At 47.6% G+C, this 17,932-nt stretch carries 15 protein-coding genes; 7 read left to right on the top strand and 8 right to left on the bottom strand.

The genetic code is table 11. The annotated features are described in order from the left end of the window. Window positions 1-12 precede the first annotated feature (12 nt). The 8 genes from DYA43_RS06185 to DYA43_RS06150 all read right to left on the bottom strand — a co-directional run bounded on the left by DYA43_RS06185 (window position 13) and on the right by DYA43_RS06150 (window position 9,265). Window positions 13-1,260, bottom strand: coding sequence for a BatD family protein (locus DYA43_RS06185; RefSeq protein WP_061056447.1), 1,248 nt, complete (start codon window positions 1,258-1,260; stop codon window positions 13-15). Then, complete coding sequence (locus DYA43_RS06180; RefSeq protein WP_061056446.1) at window positions 1,257-2,948, bottom strand: vWA domain-containing protein; 1,692 nt, start codon at window positions 2,946-2,948, stop codon at window positions 1,257-1,259. Before DYA43_RS06180 ends, DYA43_RS06185 begins: the two co-directional genes overlap by 4 nt. Then, complete coding sequence (locus DYA43_RS06175; RefSeq protein ID WP_061056445.1) at window positions 2,941-3,948, bottom strand: VWA domain-containing protein; 1,008 nt, start codon at window positions 3,946-3,948, stop codon at window positions 2,941-2,943. Before DYA43_RS06175 ends, DYA43_RS06180 begins: the two co-directional genes overlap by 8 nt. Next, on the bottom strand, window positions 3,945-4,433 hold the full coding sequence (locus tag DYA43_RS06170; RefSeq protein WP_061056444.1) for a DUF4381 domain-containing protein: 489 nt from the start codon (window positions 4,431-4,433) through the stop codon (window positions 3,945-3,947). Before DYA43_RS06170 ends, DYA43_RS06175 begins: the two co-directional genes overlap by 4 nt. Next, window positions 4,430-5,380 (bottom strand): DUF58 domain-containing protein, encoded by a 951-nt coding sequence (locus tag DYA43_RS06165; RefSeq protein ID WP_061056443.1) that lies wholly within the window; start codon window positions 5,378-5,380, stop codon window positions 4,430-4,432. Before DYA43_RS06165 ends, DYA43_RS06170 begins: the two co-directional genes overlap by 4 nt. A gap of 5 nt (window positions 5,381-5,385) precedes the next feature. After that, on the bottom strand, window positions 5,386-6,387 hold the full coding sequence (locus tag DYA43_RS06160; RefSeq protein WP_081094763.1) for an AAA family ATPase: 1,002 nt from the start codon (window positions 6,385-6,387) through the stop codon (window positions 5,386-5,388). After that, the gene (locus DYA43_RS06155; RefSeq protein WP_061056442.1) at window positions 6,374-7,678 is read right to left on the bottom strand and encodes an anaerobic sulfatase maturase; all 1,305 of its coding nucleotides are present in this window, start codon (window positions 7,676-7,678) and stop codon (window positions 6,374-6,376) included. The genes DYA43_RS06160 and DYA43_RS06155 overlap by 14 nt, the downstream gene beginning before the upstream one ends. 69 nt (window positions 7,679-7,747) lie before the next feature. Next, window positions 7,748-9,265 carry an arylsulfatase gene (locus tag DYA43_RS06150; protein ID WP_061056441.1) on the bottom strand — a complete coding sequence of 506 codons (1,518 nt, stop codon included), beginning with the start codon at window positions 9,263-9,265 and terminating at the stop codon, window positions 7,748-7,750. 177 nt (window positions 9,266-9,442) lie between these two features. On the opposite strand from DYA43_RS06150, the gene DYA43_RS06145 reads away from it, so the two are divergent. The 7 genes from DYA43_RS06145 to DYA43_RS06115 all read left to right on the top strand — a co-directional run bounded on the left by DYA43_RS06145 (window position 9,443) and on the right by DYA43_RS06115 (window position 17,919). Beyond that, window positions 9,443-10,306: a LysR family transcriptional regulator gene (locus tag DYA43_RS06145; RefSeq protein WP_061056440.1), complete on the top strand. Its 864-nt coding sequence runs from the start codon at window positions 9,443-9,445 to the stop codon at window positions 10,304-10,306. 206 nt (window positions 10,307-10,512) lie between these two features. Next, on the top strand, window positions 10,513-12,162 hold the full coding sequence (locus tag DYA43_RS06140; RefSeq protein ID WP_061056439.1) for a BCCT family transporter: 1,650 nt from the start codon (window positions 10,513-10,515) through the stop codon (window positions 12,160-12,162). A gap of 96 nt (window positions 12,163-12,258) precedes the next feature. Next, a complete protein-coding gene (locus DYA43_RS06135; RefSeq protein WP_020330330.1) occupies window positions 12,259-12,591 on the top strand; it encodes a hypothetical protein in 333 nt (110 codons plus the stop codon). A 358-nt stretch (window positions 12,592-12,949) separates the two neighbouring features. Continuing rightward, window positions 12,950-13,162 (top strand): transcription antiterminator/RNA stability regulator CspE, encoded by a 213-nt coding sequence (gene cspE / locus DYA43_RS06130; RefSeq protein WP_020330329.1) that lies wholly within the window; start codon window positions 12,950-12,952, stop codon window positions 13,160-13,162. A gap of 1,562 nt (window positions 13,163-14,724) precedes the next feature. Next, window positions 14,725-15,030, top strand: coding sequence for a hypothetical protein (locus DYA43_RS06125; RefSeq protein WP_044362199.1), 306 nt, complete (start codon window positions 14,725-14,727; stop codon window positions 15,028-15,030). 196 nt (window positions 15,031-15,226) lie between these two features. Continuing rightward, complete coding sequence (locus DYA43_RS06120) at window positions 15,227-16,357, top strand: 5-methyltetrahydropteroyltriglutamate--homocysteine S-methyltransferase (RefSeq protein ID WP_061056438.1); 1,131 nt, start codon at window positions 15,227-15,229, stop codon at window positions 16,355-16,357. A 503-nt stretch (window positions 16,358-16,860) separates the two neighbouring features. Continuing rightward, on the top strand, window positions 16,861-17,919 hold the full coding sequence (locus DYA43_RS06115; protein WP_061056437.1) for a sensor domain-containing diguanylate cyclase: 1,059 nt from the start codon (window positions 16,861-16,863) through the stop codon (window positions 17,917-17,919). Window positions 17,920-17,932: the final 13 nt, after the last annotated feature.

The following is a 17,932-nucleotide window of genomic DNA, read 5'->3' as shown; positions in this document are numbered from 1 at the left end:
AATAGATTTGTGCTAGGAATCCGAAGATTCCGATTGATGTAGTTCTGGTAGTGCTTTGGGTAAGCTAAACCGTTGGCGTTGCTTTTTGATGCGCCGCCACAGATAAATGAAATCAGGGCGAGTGGCATTTTCGCCCTGTGCCTGAACGGCATGGTTCTTCCAGCGCATATTCGGCGAATGTTTTACCAACGCGACACTATGCGTCTCTGTGCGAAGCTTGCGGTACAACATGGTGCGGCTGCGCGAATGTTCTCCACGGCGCAGCGCTTGGCGGAACTCAAACCACATCGGCGTAGGACGTGTCTGGTAATAACGTTTGAGCCATATCGCCAAGCCCACAAGAACAACGACAACGAATAACGCAATTGCCAGCTCCCAAGCGTAATATCTGACCCAGGATGCCAACGTATGCTTGATGTGAATGGTTCGCCCTTCCAGCGTTACTTTTTCCAAGCGGCCTTTTTCAGTGTTCCACCACCAGAACTCGTACGCTGGCCATTCGATCTCTCCGCCAGCGAGCAGTACATAGGTCTGGCTTTCTGTTCGATGCGAAACGTAACCTGACCGACTTTGCTGATCATCGAGTTCAGGCACCGCGGGATAAACGCTCCACAACGGAGAGCGCTGTTCTGGCATCAAGGTCGGCAGCAGCACCGACAGCGAGTCATTTGCTTCCAAAGTGACGGTACGAGTAATACTGTCGCCGGCTTTGAGCGATTGGTCTTCTTGGTCACTCCACTGCTGCTGCACCTTAACTGCAGAGGCTGCAAACCCATTTTTCGCTGCCAACTCTGCGCTGGGCAACACCACCCGAAATGAGATTGGCGCCGTTTGCAATGTGACGGCTTTTTTCTGATTATTGAAATCCGACACCTGAGTGAACACCTGTGCTGCAGGCACCACAAACTCTCCGCTTTGTTGCGGATAGAGCGTGATTTCCCAACGTTGTATGGACCAGGTTTGGCCATTTTCTCGTTCGGTATAGTTCACAGCAGACGTGTTGCGCTGTTTGACTAACACATTGGGAATTTCGATTCCTTTGATTTGCGTCCCAGAGGTGAACCAACTTTTGGTCGAGACTTCAATATGCAGCAATATTTGTTGTGTCGGTACCCACGCCTCAACAATCTTATTCGGATCATCGCCCAACCACGCTTTAATTTTGACGTCGACAGGCGCAACAGCTTCATCCGCCTGCGCAACACTCAATGGCAGCGATGACAACAAGAGACACAGAGCACTGAACAGCAATCGCTTCATCGATTCGCTCCTTCTTTGGTTTCGCTTCGCTGCAAATTTTGCAGTTGGAATTTCGCTTGAAGAAAACGTTGAGGGCTGGCTTCCACCCGCTTGAGCCACACCTGCGCCAACTGAGGGTCGCCAAGGATCTGATCGGCACTCAATTTGTCACGAATCATCTTGTCCTGTGTCGTCTGTTCATCTGCTCCTTCAGCGGTTTGCGGCTGATCGTCAGGCAATTCAATGGATGTCTCCTGATCGCCGACACTGTTTGCCTGAGATGCACTGGCCTGGTTGATTTCCTCAATCAAGCCTTCAATCACTGCGAGGTTATGTGCGGCATCAGCTTTGAGTGACGTGGCAATATCCTCTTTAGTCGAGAGCGACCTTAAAAGCTGACGAGCCGCGATATATTCGCGCTGTCTGGCGAGAGCACTGGCCGCATAATAGAGCCCAAGATTTGAGTCGCTTTGCATAAAAACTGCCTGAGCTAATGCGAATTCTCCCGCATAGTAGTAGGCAATGCCTTTGTTAATTGGTGATTGATACGCGACAGCCGCTTTAACGAACTCTCCTCGGTTGAACCACCATTCACCTTGTTGATTTGGCGTTAACCATAAATTGAGCCACCATTGATAACTTTTGTCCCAAAGTGTCACTTCCTCATTCTGCTGCTCAGTGTTGGCCACCGTTGCTGTCATGGCTGCGTAGGCATTGGTGGGGGCCATGTTTGGTGTAAGCAACGCAAACATCAGCCCCCATTTCACTAACCAACCACGGCGGAACCAAAGCAAAGTGATTGCAGCCAAAGGTAAAATTAACCAATACCCTTCATCCTGCCATGGCATTGTCGATTCATTACTCAGCATTCTGAAACGCTCTATCTTGCTCTCCAACGTTTGTATATCGCTATCATCAATAGTGAGCGTAATCACGTCGCCGCCCGTACTTTGCGCCAGACGCTGCAAAGAGTTCATATCCAACGGTGCTTTCGATTCCACTTGCGGATTACCCGTCGCAAGGATCAGAAGTTGATAAGGGTTATCCGAGAAATAACGGGTAAACACCTCAATGTCGGCATCAGAAACACCATCACTTACCAGTAAAAGAGTGTTGCCCACATAGGGAGGAATCTGTTGCTTCAGCAAGCTCAATGCACGCTGCGTAGCTTTACCTTCCACGGGCATAACCTCAGGATTGATCGCCGCCAAATAGGGTTTCAAGACCTGATTATCGCTGGTCAACGGCATGGCAACATGAGCACTGCCGGCAAACACAATAAGTCCCGTTTTGCCACCATGCCGAGCTTGAGTCAGATCTGAGATTTTCTGTTTGCCTCGAGTCAGCCTGTCTGGCGCGACGTCTTTCTGCAGCATCGATTCGCTGCTATCTAACAGCACCATTAGCGACGCACTGTCTTCACCAAATGGCGAAGCCTCTCTTTGCCACGTTGGCCCGGCACAGATAATGACGGCGATACTCACAACCACCACCAGCATTTTGAGCGGAAGCTGACGGCTCCAGCCCCCCTGCCTCAGCGTTAATGCCTGGCGTAAATGCTCCGGGAAAAAGCTGAGTTGTTGAGCGCTCTCTTCTCGTTTCCAGCGCAAGTACAGAATCACCAGCAGCGGAACAAGCGCCAACAACCATAACGGGCGCAGGAAATGAAACTGTGACAGTTGTTGCCATGCCATTGACCAGTTACTCATTCGCCGCCTCCTGATTTCTCAGATGTTGTTGCAATGTCATCCAACTAAAGACGATAAGATGCAACACCAGCACAACCGCAATCAGGTAATGGTGCAGGCTGATTTTCGGGCGGTAAGATTCATTGCTGTATTTTTGCGGCTCAAGCTTATCGATCACCTGATACGCCTCATTCAATTGCTGTTGATCGATAGCAACAAACGATCTTGCCTGAGTCAGTTCTGCTACCCGATTCACCACATCCATGTCCAACGGTTGTTCGCCGATATTTTCCGGATCGCCCATAGCAATTACATAAATGCGAATGCCTTTGGATGCGGCAATTTTGGCCGCATCAACTGGTGCCACAAAACTACCGGTATCATTACCATCGGTTAATACCACCATGATGCGCTCTTGCGTCGTAGTGGGCGTTCGTTCAAACACTTTAATTCCAAGCCCGATAGCATCACCTAAATTGGTACTTTGCCCAGCCATTCCGGTTTGCGCTTCGTCTAACAAACTGAGCCACACTGTTTGATCGGCGGTAAATGGCGTTTGAATAAAGGCGGCATCGCCAAAGAGAATGAGCCCGAACCGGTCGCCTTTGCGTTGCGTCACGAATTCACGCAACACTTGCTTAGCCGCATCCAAACGCGTTAAGTTTTCGCCGCCTCGGGTCGGAAAATCTTTCTCTTCCATAGAGCCAGAGAGGTCGACCAGCATCATTACATCACGACCGAATGCTTCTCTGGTCGTGACTTCTCCCAGCACATTCGGCTTCGCCAATGCCGTCACAATCAATAACCATGACAGTATCAGGGTCACTTGCTGCCAGTGGCTTGCCCGAAGCAAGCCTGCGGCCACTTTGGGCGTTTCATTTAAGGCTTCCAAAATTTGCGTAAAGAAAGGGACTTTAATGGCATTTTCCCGGCTGCGATAAGCCGGAACCAACCAGTAGACCAACAGTGGTAAAGGCAACAACGCGAAAGCCCAGGGATACGCGAACTCCAATTGCGTCATTGTGTTTTCTCCGGCACCCGATGATTTAAAAGCCACGCCCTCAATGCAGCGCGCATCGCAGTGAAATCCGGAGTGGTCGCCTTAGGGTCTTCCAAATAAATCATCCACCGAACGAAGTCAGCATTCTGTGCCATGTTCACATTACCTTGATGATAGTTGTCCATCTGGCGAAGCAAGCTCTGGCCATAAACTGCGGCGTTTTTTGAATCAAGATAAACCATCACTACTTTGACAATCTTATGCATTTTCTGCGGCCACAGCGCATCATCGGACGACAAGCGAGCCAGCGCCTCAATTGCCTCTCGGCGATAACGGTTACACCACCAATGCTCAACCCGTTGGTAGATGACATAAACCGTCAGAATAGCGAGCAGAATCAACAGTAACTGCCATCCAAGTGCTTGTGGCCACCATCCGACGGGATCGGGAATCGGCACTTCTTTTAGCTCTCGTAACATATAGCTGCTTGGAGGCGATGGGGTCATTGAATGCCCCTTAACGTCTGAGCAAGCTGGACCAGATGATCGCCATGAGTGGTGATTTCGATAAACGGCATATGCTGTGCCGCCATCAAACTCTTTAGATGCGTTTGTTTCTCAGCATAACGAGCGTGAAGCCGCTTGTTGACTTCAGAAGTCTGTTTGCCTTTTTGCAGCGCCAACTGGTAGCGGCCATCACCGACGACCCAGGCGGAGCGGATCTGCTGTTCTGGCAGGTTCACTTCCAGTGGGTCAGAGATAAAAATCGACAACACATCATTGTGCTGTTGAAGATATTTAAGCTGTTTCAACGACTGCGCATCCGCATCCGAGAAATCACTGATGATGATCAATGTGGCCGCTTTCAGGCGACGCTGACTGAGTTGGTCCATCCATTTACGAAAACCGACACGGTCGTGATCGTAACTTGCAGAGCTGAGCATCTGGTTGGCAGCCACTAGCTGATTTAATCCCATAAGAAAATGGGCGTTTCCGCGTTTCGCTGACGACCAGTTAAGTTCCTGACACGCTGAGATAAAAAAACCAACCCGATCGTTGTTTGCCAGCGCAAGCCAACTCACAAGCGCGGCTATTTCAGCAGCCACTACCGACTTCATGTAGCTGACTGAACCAAAATACATCCCGCTCCTCTGGTCAACACACACGATCACCTGATGGTCTTTCTCTTCGGTATAGCTGCGCACATGCGGTTTTCCCGTCCGCTGCGTGACTTTCCAGTCCATTTGGCGAATGTCATCCCCCAATTGGTAATGGCGAAGCTCTTCAAAGTTGAGGCCTCGTCCACGCTGATGAGATTGATAACGACCAGACAGATGCGCTCGTGAATAACGCGCGCTGAGCAGCTTTATTTGCGTCACCTGATTTTGCAGCCACACCAATTGCGGCAAAGTGACATGAATGCGGCTATCCGTTGTGAGGCGAGGTTGATTCATAATCACTACCCAATAGTGACCACATCAAGCAGTTCCGTCACCACATCCTGCTGGCTGATACCATCAGCTAGTGCTTCATAAGAGAGGCTCAGTCTATGCCCTAACACCAGCGAGGCAACTTCGCGCACATCGTCAATTAACACATGATCGCGCCCTTCCAACCACGCTAAAGCGCGAGAACATTTATCCAGCGCAATCGAGGCGCGTGGGCTGGCACCAATGGTCAGCCAACTGGCGAGTTTAGAGTGTTCATACTGTTCTGGGTTACGAGTCGCCATCACCAAATCGATGATGTAACTTTCAACCATCTCGGACAACGGCAACGCCGCTATTTGCTGACGCGCCTGCAATATACTGACGGGGTTAATCGTGACGCTTTGCTGAGGCTTTGTATCAAACACACCGTTCTCTTCCTGACGCACCAAACGAATGATGTCGCGTTCCGCTTTTGGGTCTGGATACTCCACCGATGCTTTAATCAAGAAACGGTCCATTTGCGCTTCAGGTAACGGATACGTACCTTCCTGCTCTATCGGGTTTTGTGTCGCCAGCACCATAAACAACTCCGGCAGAAAGTGCGTTTGCCCCGCAACGGTAATAGTGCCTTCCCCCATGGCTTCCAGCAGCGCAGCCTGAACTTTAGCTGGCGCTCGGTTAATCTCATCGGCGAGGACAATCTGATTAAACACTGGCCCGGGGCGGAAATGGAGTGATGATTTTCCGTCCGTTTCCTGCAGAACTTCTGTGCCCGTCACGTCAGACGGCAATAGGTCCGGCGTGAACTGAATGCGGCCAAAAGAGATAGACAGACCATTTGCTAATGCTTTAACCGAACGCGTTTTCGCGGTCCCCGGCAAACCTTCAAGCAGCACATGTCCACTGCACAGCAAACCCAGTACCAAGCTGCGGATGACTGAGCGCTGGCCAACCACCTGAGATTCAATGGCGCTTTGCAGCGCGACAACATCATCGTGTGCACAACCCGATAGATTATTAATGTGTTCCATTCTGCTGTCCTAGTAATACGGCCAAGCCGGTGAGCATTGGCAATGAATAGTCAAAAAATGCTTTGATTCCTGGACACAGATAGCTCAGCCCTTCTTCACCATCCGGTGTTTTCAACAAGCGGTTTTTGGGGCATTCACCCCAGCAGAGCTTCAGATAAGGACATTCTTTACAGTACTTAGGCAGTGAATCGCGCTTAGCCATGCCAAAAGCCTGCTGTCTTACCGAGAACGCCATTTCATTGAGTGGACGTTGTTTGACATTGGCCAGTTTGTATTCCGGATACACGTAATGATCGCAACTGAATACATCACCGTTGTGTTCGATGGCGAGGCCTTTCCCGCAGAACTCTGCCGTAATGCACAGCTGCGCAGGTTTACCCATCACCTGAGCGACCGCGGTTTCAAACAGATTCACCAGCACCCGGCCCAGGTCGTTATTCACCCACTCCTCAAAAATGGCGATAAGAAATTGCCCCCAGTCATCCGCATCCACCGACCAATCCGTGACGATCGACATCGGGTGCCCCGGTTTGGAGAGTTCGCTGCCGACCACAGGTATCATGCTGTCATTCCAGAACTGCGGTGCCGTGGTTTTGAAATCACTCGGCTCCACGACCGGGTTGAACTGCACATAGGTAGCGCCCAGTTCGCGGGTCACAAAACGGTAAACTTCCAGTGGGTGTTTGACGTTGTATCGGTTCACGGTGACTAACGCATTAAAGCGAACACCATGTGCTTTGATTTTCTCAACTGCACTCATCACCAAATGAAAGGTAGGTTTTCCGCTGCGAGTGACACGATATTTGTTGTGGATCTCTTCCGGACCATCGATGGATAGTCCAACCAGAAAATGGTTTTCGGCCAAGAAATGACACCATTCGTCGTTGAGCAGAATTCCATTAGTCTGCAAGTCGTTTTCAATCCTAACGCCCTGAGGCTGATATTTTTTCTGCAGTTCGACGATTTTTTTAAAGTAATCCAGCCCTAATAGGGTTGGCTCTCCGCCCTGCCAGGAGAAGACGATTTCGTCGCCATCTTGACTCTCAATATAACTCTTCACGAACGCTTCCAGCGTCTCATCGTCCATTTTGGGCTGCTTAGGTTGATGCAGCAGATTCTCTTTGTGCAAGTAAAAGCAATATTGGCAGTCAATGTTACATTTCGCTCCACCGGGCTTGGCCATCACGTGGAAGCGGCGCTGGTAAGTCGGGTTTTCGCTGAGATCTTTGTAAGCCGTTTTTAGCGGAACCAAGTCGAGTAATGTTGAAGCCTGCGTTGAGGGTTTAGTCATTCATACTTCCTTTGTTTTTGAAAACATGGCGCTCCGAAGAGCGCCAAACTACTTCACTACACTGAATGGTTATTTCGGTACAAAGCTACCTGCTTCCATACGTGGTGGGAAATCGTCGAACGTCGACATAATCTGGTTCACTTTCTCAATCGCCGGACCAAGCAAGTAGGAACGCTCGTACATCCAACGGTCGTAGCCCATACCAGTATCGCCGCGTTCAAACGGATCGATACTCAGGTCAAAGATCAGAGGGACGCGAAGTTTGGTGAATGGGTATTTCCACACATCGAGCCCGGATTCGTGCTCTTGAATCGCAAAGTGCATTTTGAACTGGTTGTAACGCACCGCGAGCAAGTCACCGTCATCACTCCAATAAACAAACTCTTTACGCGCGGATTCTTGAGTTTGCCCCGTGAAGTATGGCAACTGGTTGTAGCCATCGAGATGAACTTTGTACGACTTACCGTTAGCTTTCTTGCCTTTCAGCAGTTCATCTTTGACTTTGTCGTCCCCCGCTGCCGCGAGCAGCGTCGGGAAAAAGTCTTCCAGAGACACAATGCCGTTCAGCGTTGTACCGGGTTGGATGTGGCCTGGCCATTTGATCATCGCCGGTACACGGAAAGCGCCTTCCCAACCGGTGTTTTTCTCACTGCGGAACGGAGTCATCCCCGCATCCGGCCACAGGTTGATCATCGGACCGTTATCGGTGGTGTAGATGATGATGGTGTTGTCGTCTACGCCAAGATCTTTGATTTTCTTCAGAAGCTGACCAATCTGGTCATCGTGCTGTTTCACGCCATCAGCGTAGAAGCCGGCCCCTGTCTTGCCGTCGTACTCTTTCGGAACGTGGGTGAAATTGTGCATACGAGTGGTGTTAAACCAGGTAAAGAATGGCTTATCTGCTTTCACCTGCTTCTCAATGAAGGTTTCTGCCGCATCGAGGAACTCGCCATCAACGGTTTCCATACGTTTACGATTGAGAGGACCAGTGTCCTCAATTTTGCCATCCGCGTAAGAATGGATAACGCCGCGAGGGCCGAATTTCTTACGGAACTCCGGATTTTTCGGGTAATCGACGTTTTCCGGTTCTTCTTCAGCATTGAGGTGGTAAAGGTTACCAAAGAACTCATCAAAGCCGTGGTTGGTTGGCAGATGCTCGTCACGGTCGCCTAAATGGTTTTTACCAAACTGGCCAGTGGCATAGCCCAGCTGCTTTAACATGGTCGCAATGGTAGGATCTTTTTCGCTAATCCCTTCCGGTGCCCCCGGCATGCCCACTTTACTCAAGCCAGTGCGTTTAGGCATCTGACCCGTAATGAATGCGCTACGGCCTGCGGTCGAGCTCTGCTGCGCGTAAAAGTTGGTGAATTTCGCCCCCTCCGACGCAATACTGTCTATGTTTGGCGTGGTGTACGCCAGCATGCCTTGGTTGTATGTGCTCAGGTTCCAATAGCCAACATCATCGCCAAATATCACCAGAATATTGGGCTTGTCTGCTGCATAAGCCGTTGCTGACGCCGCCCCCATAGCGAGTGTGCATGCATTGAGCAGCAGCTTGCCTGAGCGCTTTTTATTGCGTGTACTCATATTAACTCCATTTTTCACTGGGTTTGCACGGTCGCTGAACCAAAATCACATAGTCAGACAACCCGAAATGTTTATACAAACATATACATATCAAACCTAGACTAGACCTGAACTAATTGAGAAACAATCGCTCAAATGTTTTATTATCCATTAATGAAATTTATGAGTAGTGGTGTTATGGACCTAAATTTAGTACGTACATTTCTGGTAGTGGCTGAGTACCAATCATTCACAAAAGCCGCTGAAAAACTGGATATCACGCAACCTGCCGTGAGCTCGGCAATCAAACGACTTGAGAAACAATATGGTCAGGCGCTCTTTACTAAGCAAGGGCGAGGCATTGAACTGACCACGAAAGGACATCAACTTGTGCCCTCTTTCCGTCAAGCGCTCGATATCATTGAAAACGCGATGGAAATGCGTGAACACTTCAATGTGTATTGCAATGAATCGATACTGCACTGCCTGCAACCTTTCGAGAATGTGACGTTGAGTGAATCACCAGTAGAAAAACACCAGTTGTTTGAGCATTTGCGCCAACAACGGGTGGATTTGATCCTCGACACCATGCTGACTAAAGAGAACGCTTTCGTGATCGAGGAAGTTCACCGAGAACCTTTGGCGTTGATTTGCCGCATCGGACACCCGAGAGTTCAGGATTCACTGACCAAAGAAGCGTTCTACCGCGAAAAGCATGTGCTCTACAGCGGGCTCTGGGACAATCTGCGGGGTTTTGAACAGATTTGTCGCGAACCGATTGAAGAGCGGGAGATCGACATCGTCAGTGGTTCGATAGCAGGCATGGCCCTTTATGTTTCGCAGTCTGATTCACTCGGCGTCATTTCACACTCTTTTGCGAAAAAATGGGCTAAAACGCTCAATCTTCAAGTGTTGGAATGCCCAATCAACACCGCGTACATCCCCTATCATCTGGTTTACCATCGACGCGAATTAAAAAATCCAGCCCACAAGGCTCTGAGGGATAAAATCAAACGCCGTTTAGTTCAATTTCAACATAACTTGGGAACACTGACCGCTTGAGAACGGCATGTTCGATGGCCATATAACAAAGCGAAGCGACAAGCACTTTTCTTTTTCACAACGCCTATCTGGTTCAGAAAAAAGACAATTTGTGCAAATTCAGTACAAAGATTGAAGGAAGAGACAAAAATCACGGCTATAGTGTAACTAACCGCGAATCATCACTCACGGCGAACTTTGTTGACTCACAATGGACGGAATGAAAGATGGACAATGATGATAATGGCGGTGTTCCACGCCCAAGCGGAAAAGCAAATCCTATCGATACGGATTACACGGTAGGACAAGACAATGTGGTGTTATCCATCGGACCTTTCGGTCTGGACATTCATAACCGCGTGTTTGCGGTCTCTGGTCTGGCTGTTGTGACTTTCGTTTTCGCCACACTGATATTCCGGGATCAAGTCGAGCCTCTGTTTGTCCATTTACGTGCCTGGTTGACATCCCATCTCGATTGGTTTTTCCTGCTCTCAGGCGACTTCTTCGTCATTGTCTGCATAGGCTTAGCCATTTCACCGCTCGGCAGAGTGCGCATTGGCGGCACGCATGCGACCCCGGATTATTCCTATGCGAGCTGGCTCGCGATGCTGTTCGCAGCAGGTATGGGGATTGGTTTGGTCTTCTTTGGTGTGTCCGAGCCTATGTCGCATTTCAGCTCGTCATTGTCCGGACCGATTGTCGACAATGGCGTACGTACCGACTGGGCGCCGCTAGGCGGAGCCATCGGTGATACTGAAGCGGCCCGCTCGCTCGGCATGGCTGCAACCATCTATCACTGGGCTTTACATCCTTGGGCAATTTACGCACTACTGGCACTAGGCTTAGCGATTTTCTCGTTTAACAAAGGCCTGCCGCTGACGATGCGTTCGGTGTTCTATCCCATTTTTGGCGAACGAATCTGGGGCTGGACAGGCAATGTCATTGATATTCTTGCCGTGGTTGCCACCGTATTCGGCCTCGCCACTTCTCTCGGTTACGGTGCGTCTCAAGCAGCAACCGGATTGAATTTCCTTTTTGGTATTCCGCTGACCGACACAACGCAAATTGTGCTTATCATTGTCATCACCGCCTGCGCACTATTTTCGGTCGTCGCCGGGTTAGACGGCGGCGTAAAACTGCTGTCTGAAGTCAACATGGTTTTGGCGGCTATACTGCTGCTATTTATTGTCATAGCCGGACCAACGGTCGGCATTCTGAGTGGCTTCTTTGAAAACATCGCTTCTTACGTAGAACATATTCCGGCGCTGTCGATGCCATTTGAACGCGAAGACATCAACTATTCACAAGGCTGGACGGCGTTTTACTGGGCGTGGTGGATTTCCTGGTCACCATTTGTCGGCATGTTTATCGCGCGAGTGTCTCGTGGCAGAACCGTTCGCGAGTTTATTGTTTGCGTCTTACTCATTCCTTCCACCGTGTGCATTTTTTGGATGACTGCTTTTGGTGGAACGGCGATCAGTCAATTTATTAATGATGGCTATGAAGCGGTCAAAAACGCTGATCTGCCGCTCAAACTGTTTGAAATGCTGGCGGTCATGCCGCTGACGTCCATTACGTCGTTCGTGGGTATTGTGCTGGTAATTGTGTTTTTTATTACGTCGTCAGACTCCGGTTCTTTGGTCATCGACACGATTTCTGCAGGTGGTAAAGTGGATGCTCCGACACCGCAGCGCGTATTCTGGTGTACATTCGAAGGATTAGTCGCGATTGCACTACTACTCGGGGGAGGATTAGCCGCGGCGCAAGCCATGGCTGTAACCACAGGGTTTCCATTCACTATTGTATTACTGGTGGCGACCATATCGTTGATACTTGGCCTGATGAGTGAACCAAGGCCAACGAAAACCAAACGGTAAGGCGCTGTGTTTTTGATGAGATATGTATCGTAGGTGCCCTTGGGGGCTGAAAACTTTAACCAACTGTGTAACCACCACATTGCTTGGAGAAACGCTATGGCTGATATCATTGATGACTCACTCAACGAAATTCGTCGAGAACTTAAAGAGCGCTTAACCACCTTGTTGGCAAAGTCTGAACTCGCCCAAAAGGCCTGTTTGCCCCGCCTGACTACTCTGCTCACCTACTATCTGGTCTATGAAGAAGGCGAATTGAGTTACGAACACTTTCTCTCGCAGCTCAGCAAGCCAGAAAACCAGTGGCGTTGCTTTCTGATTTTCGGTTCGTCTTTGCCTCAGAATGAGCTGGATGAAATTGTGCGAACCTCACACCAGTATCAAAATGAACTGGACGACATTCTACTTTCCATGGGTATACACCTTCAGTAAGTCACTAAACCATGAGTCTTAAAGAAAAGAGCTCAATATTCGGGCTCTTTCTCTTACACTCCACCACTACCGCGTCTGCATCATTCGGTACGCGGTTTGGTTTATAAACTAGCGTGGCGAGAGTGAAATAAATATTTACGCTTCTGGATAAAATAAAGCTGTTCATTGTTTGTTTAACCTGTATACTGCCCCTCAGCTCTTACCATTGAGCTATTAATGATACGTCTATAAAGTTCTCTCAGTTATCTTTCGATATTCTTCGTATAGCTCCTGCGACAGCTCCTCTCGATAGTCCATGTAATAGCTTTTGTTATCAGCACACTTATAACTCGTAAATATTGAAAATCTAGAGGTCTCTATGTCTAACAAATCGACTGGTTCTGTAAAATGGTTCAACGAAACTAAAGGTTTTGGTTTCATCACTCAAGACAACGGCGGCAAAGATGTATTCGTACACTTCGCTTCAATCGTTTCTGAAGGTTTCAAAACTCTGGCTGAAGGCCAGCGTGTAAGCTTCGACGTTGAGCAGGGCAAAAAAGGCCCACAAGCTGCAAACGTAGTAGCACTATAATTCCGTTAGCGCGGCACCCGTTGCCGCGCTATTCAATCCCTTTGAATTGCTTAATCTTCTGGTTTTCCCTCGATTTACATCTGTCTGATCTACAAATTAAATCTGGTCACTCCTAGAAATTCTCGATTTTAAACACCTTCAACTTAACATTGCACACACCATTGTGGTATCGCGGTGAAAGTTAGCTTTAAGTGTAAATTAGGATCTTCCAATCTTTTAAATGGAATAACGGCGTTAGAGTTTGTGCGTCACGTTTAAAGCGTGTGTACATTAACGTTTTGTTACCTGGAACTTTGAAAACAGCTATTTTTAAACAACCTATTATTCTGGTTTGATAAAAATCGCAGACTATTCTAGAACAAGCATCACAAATTAGGCGAGATTTCTGTCCTTTAGAATTTATCCGTCTAGAATCATTTTATTCAACTCGACAGAAATAATCTTATGCCGAAAAAAGTTAAAGAGAAAACGGAAGAGAAAGCGAATCTTCCAGAAGAAAAGAAAGTATTAACAGAACACCAAACCAGAAAGCGAATTGAAGATATTCTGGAAAAGCGTAGGTTCGACGATTTGTTCGAATTGTAATTTTTACGCTTCACTTAACCTTTCTATTTCGAAGAGTTTCTGATATCTCATCAGCGTTGCCGTTCGTGCACAATTCCAGTGCTTTGAATGCGGCAAAATCGTGCCTTACCCTGCGTTCAACAGCCAACCGTCATAGCTCGTATCCATGTTGAGAGCAAAAATTGGTTTTGCATTGCCTGTGTTTTGTTTACGTAAACAAATAATGCAAAACGAATTGTTGCTTTTTATGGGCATTCAGGTGTAAGAATATGAACATTCGGTGACAAATAGGCACGGAACTTGATTGACATGTTAGTGTCATATGAAGTGGGTAATGTAATCCCGAATGAAGACGTAAGTCACCGACATGAAATTTGGTGAGTATATTTAAAACTCACTCAAGACGTTATGGGAAAACCCATAATTTGTAATACGCTCCCAACGAAAGGGAGCCATTAAGTAAACCTTAAACAATAAGCTCACTAAGAGCGTTACTTATAAAGGAGATTACTATGAAAAAAATGAGAAGAGCTCAGCTGCATCGTGTTCGCATCCAATATTGGAAAGACACAAAAGCAGAAAAGAAATCATAGTTAAACGCCGCTAGGCACCCGAGAACTGGCAATACTCCAAACCTCACATCATTGCCAGTTCAATATATCCCCTTCATTTCGAACTCCCCTGACTCTGGCACCTCACACAATACTCTGAACCGTCTAAATTCAGATACACTGCCCCTTGTCGGACGAGAGATCGAAATGAAGGAAATAACCCTCATGATCAAACACCTATTTCCACGCACCTTCGCGATGCGCACATCCTGTTTCTAAGCATTCCATTCAGTTACAACCACTCAAATAAATACAAACAATTGTTCTAAAAAAGATGCCCAATGCATCACTTAGCCAAGCGATGTCTACCTATACTTTGGGGGAAGTGGGCGCATCCACGCTGTTGACGGTTGCATAGACAGAAACACGTTTGAAATCGAGCATATTATGTACACTAAACATCGGTCATACACATTGGCAGGAAAGGGACATCATCATGCAAATGTAATGGTGAACCCGACTGGTTATTTGCATATTCATATTATGGAGGAAAAACGTAAGTTTAACGGTGAGTTTGAGGCACTCTGTTTTGAAACTCACGGTAAATGTACAGAACTAACTTGTAAGGATACTGGGCGAACCAACCAGATGCGTTGGCATTTAGATCTCTCAGGAGAAGATGCCACAGAGCTGGTAGGTTTGATAGAAGAGGCCAAAGAGGAATACGAGACGCTAATGCGCGATCTTTGCTAGTAAATGCTCCACACTCTTACCCAGTTTTATAGTAGCGACCAGCCTCTCCTTTCTTACGGTTGGTCGTTTTCATTTTTCTGCGATCCATCTAGTTGAATTTGTTTCATATTGATTATGAACAAAAACAGATTAACAAGACGTCTAGCCATCCATTACTCTGACCTCACAAACCCGACTCACAATAGAGGTAACTATCATGGCTTTACGTCCTCCTTTTCGCACTGACACCGTAGGCAGCTATCTGCGCCCGGCTTTTCTCCATCAGGCACGCCGTGATTACGCTCAAGGGAAAATAGACCGTTCTCAGCTCACTCAGGTTGAAGACGCAGCCATTCTCGAATTGGTAGCGCAACAAAAGGCAACAGGCATCCAGGCCATCACTGACGGTGAATTTCGCCGCGGTTTCTGGCACATCGACTTTTTGGAAAATCTGCACGGAATCGAAGGTTATACACCTGATGCCGGCTACAATCAGAAATTTCATGGCAAAGCCGCACCGGCTTACAATATTCGTGCGATCGGTCGTATCGCTTTTAACCCTGAGCATCCATTTCTGGAACACTTTGATTTCCTGCTCAATGCAGTAGGTGAAGATGAACACTACGTCGCCAAAGCAACCATTCCCAGTCCGACAATGATTCTCCGTCAGGAAATTCTCGCTAACGATGGTTCATCACGTATTCACAATATCTACCCGGATCTAGAGCTGTTCTACCAAGACTTAGCGCAAACGTATCGTGATGCCATTCAAGCGTTCTACGCCCGAGGTTGCCGCTATTTGCAATTCGATGATACGAACTGGGCGTTTTTGGTCGATGCAGAGAAACGCAGCGGCCTTGAAGCGAAAGGAATCAATCCAGATGAAATCGCTCAAATTTGTACACGAATCATCAATGAAGCTTTGCGCGATAAACCTGATGACTTGGTGGTTACTACACACATCTGCCGCGGCAACCACGCGTCGTCCTGGTTGTTTTCCGGTGGTTATGAACCTGTAGCTAAAGCTCTGTTTGCCACTCACTACGATGGCTTTTTCCTGGAATACGATTCCGAACGTTCTGGTGACTTTGCTCCCCTGCGTCATTGGTCCAATACACAAAGCCAAATTGTGCTCGGCTTGATTACCTCAAAATTCCCTGAACTGGAAGATGCCGCTCAAGTCAAAGCGCGTATTGACGAAGCATCGCAATACGTTCCACTTGAAAACCTGTGTATCAGCCCACAATGCGGCTTCGCCTCCACTGAAGAAGGCAATAAGCTTACCGTTGAGGAGCAATGGGCCAAGGTCCAATTTCTCAAACAGATTGAGCGGCAAGTCTGGTCGTAAGCACTAATCTATAGATTTAAAGCCGGAGTCTTGCCCGGCTTTAAATCTCTTTCAATCCACACCAACTGGCATTCTCTGCATCGCGTCCTACTTAAATGAAAATAATTGTCATTATTTGACTGCTATGCAAAATACTAACTTTACCGAACGGTGAACATGTAACCGGTCGTATATTTACCCATCCTGTTATTTGTATCAACAGTGAGAATTGCTCAACTTTTGATTCATATCTTCCTCATATTCTCATCATTAACAACTAATTCAAAAGTAGTATTTTTGCAGGAATAACATGAATCAAAATGTATATAGATAACTGATATCTATGAATTAAATGGGATCCTTCCCAACACTTGTTTGACACTGGGACAGTTGATTTCACCGAGCTTGCATCTGATAAAAATACCAGTAATGTTTAAAGGGAAATCTATCCATATTTCATAACGAATAAGTTAATAAATATCGGTATCAAAAAATAAAAATATAATAATTAAAGGGGTGTAGTTATGCCTGCAGAAAGAAAGTTTGACCCTTTAACGCTGTCCGAATTTGAAAAAGGATACCACATCAATTTGCCTGCCGAATTTATTCACGCATTATCGGCGGCACCTTCACTTCAGGAAGTTCTCGATACCGTTTCGCAGTGGATACACAGATTATTTGACGCCGAGCGCGCCAGCATCACTTTGCAAGATGGCAGTGAATATTTAAAGCTCTACTCTATCAGTGGCAATAAAGCGATTCCGCTCGATTTTCCGGTGCCTATCGCGCAAACCTTCGTCGGTCGTGCGTTTTCTGAGAGAACACTGATCATCTGTGACGATTTGGCGCAATCCGATGAGTTAGATTGCATCATGCTCAGCCAGTTCGGGATGAAAACTTGTATGGATGCGCCATTACTGTGTGGAAATCAATGTTTAGGCACGTTGAATGTAGCACACAATCAAACCAGCTATTATTCCGAAACCGAGGCACTTGAACTGCAATGCTTGGCAAACTGGATTGCACTGAACATTAACCTGCGTCTGCAGGTCATGGAGCTTAACCAGTTAGCCTCTACGGACCATCTGACTAGTGCTCCTAACCGCCGCGTATTTACCAAAGAAATTCAGCACGCGTTAGCACAGTTCCACTCGGATGGTGCGTCCTTCTTTTTAGGATTGATGGATATTGATCATTTTAAGATACTCAACGATCAATATGGTCATAACGCCGGCGATTACGTACTCAAACAAGTGGTCGGAATATCATCTGCCTTACTGGGTTCAGACGGGCATCTATCACGCATTGGAGGCGAAGAATTCGCCCTGATACTGCACGATCAGAACAAACAAAGCGCATTGGCTATCTACAATGCCGTTCGTCATGCCATAGAACAGACCATTATGGAGTATGACAACATGACGATGTCTATCACTGTCAGTATTGGTATCACGCAAGTTCAAACCAGCGATCTCTATCCTGAGCAACTACTGAAAAGAGCGGACAAGGCGTTGTATGCGGCGAAATCAAATGGCCGTAACCTCATCAACTGCGACAGCGCAGGACAGAAGCTGGTCGGATAGAAAAGAACAACCG

The organism is Vibrio fluvialis (assembly GCF_900460245.1).
Lineage (GTDB): Bacteria > Pseudomonadota > Gammaproteobacteria > Enterobacterales > Vibrionaceae > Vibrio > Vibrio fluvialis.
Note: the sequence above shows the minus strand (reverse complement) of the source record. Positions and strands in the feature narration are given on the sequence as shown.

Excerpts from the sequence above, each read along its gene's own strand:
- DYA43_RS06165 (WP_061056443.1), bottom strand. The coding sequence starts at position 5,380 with ATGAATCAACCTCGCCTCACAACGGATAGCCGCATTCATGTCACTTTG.
- DYA43_RS06125 (WP_044362199.1), top strand. The coding sequence starts at position 14,725 with ATGTACACTAAACATCGGTCATACACATTGGCAGGAAAGGGACATCAT.
- DYA43_RS06145 (WP_061056440.1), top strand. The coding sequence starts at position 9,443 with ATGGACCTAAATTTAGTACGTACATTTCTGGTAGTGGCTGAGTACCAA.
- DYA43_RS06120 (WP_061056438.1), top strand. The coding sequence starts at position 15,227 with ATGGCTTTACGTCCTCCTTTTCGCACTGACACCGTAGGCAGCTATCTG.
- DYA43_RS06135 (WP_020330330.1), top strand. The coding sequence starts at position 12,259 with ATGGCTGATATCATTGATGACTCACTCAACGAAATTCGTCGAGAACTT.
- DYA43_RS06175 (WP_061056445.1), bottom strand. The coding sequence starts at position 3,948 with ATGACGCAATTGGAGTTCGCGTATCCCTGGGCTTTCGCGTTGTTGCCT.
- DYA43_RS06185 (WP_061056447.1), bottom strand. The coding sequence starts at position 1,260 with ATGAAGCGATTGCTGTTCAGTGCTCTGTGTCTCTTGTTGTCATCGCTG.
- DYA43_RS06170 (WP_061056444.1), bottom strand. The coding sequence starts at position 4,433 with ATGACCCCATCGCCTCCAAGCAGCTATATGTTACGAGAGCTAAAAGAA.
- DYA43_RS06150 (WP_061056441.1), bottom strand. The coding sequence starts at position 9,265 with ATGAGTACACGCAATAAAAAGCGCTCAGGCAAGCTGCTGCTCAATGCA.
- DYA43_RS06140 (WP_061056439.1), top strand. The coding sequence starts at position 10,513 with ATGGACAATGATGATAATGGCGGTGTTCCACGCCCAAGCGGAAAAGCA.
- DYA43_RS06160 (WP_081094763.1), bottom strand. The coding sequence starts at position 6,387 with ATGGAACACATTAATAATCTATCGGGTTGTGCACACGATGATGTTGTC.
- cspE (WP_020330329.1), top strand. The coding sequence starts at position 12,950 with ATGTCTAACAAATCGACTGGTTCTGTAAAATGGTTCAACGAAACTAAA.
- DYA43_RS06180 (WP_061056446.1), bottom strand. The coding sequence starts at position 2,948 with ATGAGTAACTGGTCAATGGCATGGCAACAACTGTCACAGTTTCATTTC.
- DYA43_RS06115 (WP_061056437.1), top strand. The coding sequence starts at position 16,861 with ATGCCTGCAGAAAGAAAGTTTGACCCTTTAACGCTGTCCGAATTTGAA.
- DYA43_RS06155 (WP_061056442.1), bottom strand. The coding sequence starts at position 7,678 with ATGACTAAACCCTCAACGCAGGCTTCAACATTACTCGACTTGGTTCCG.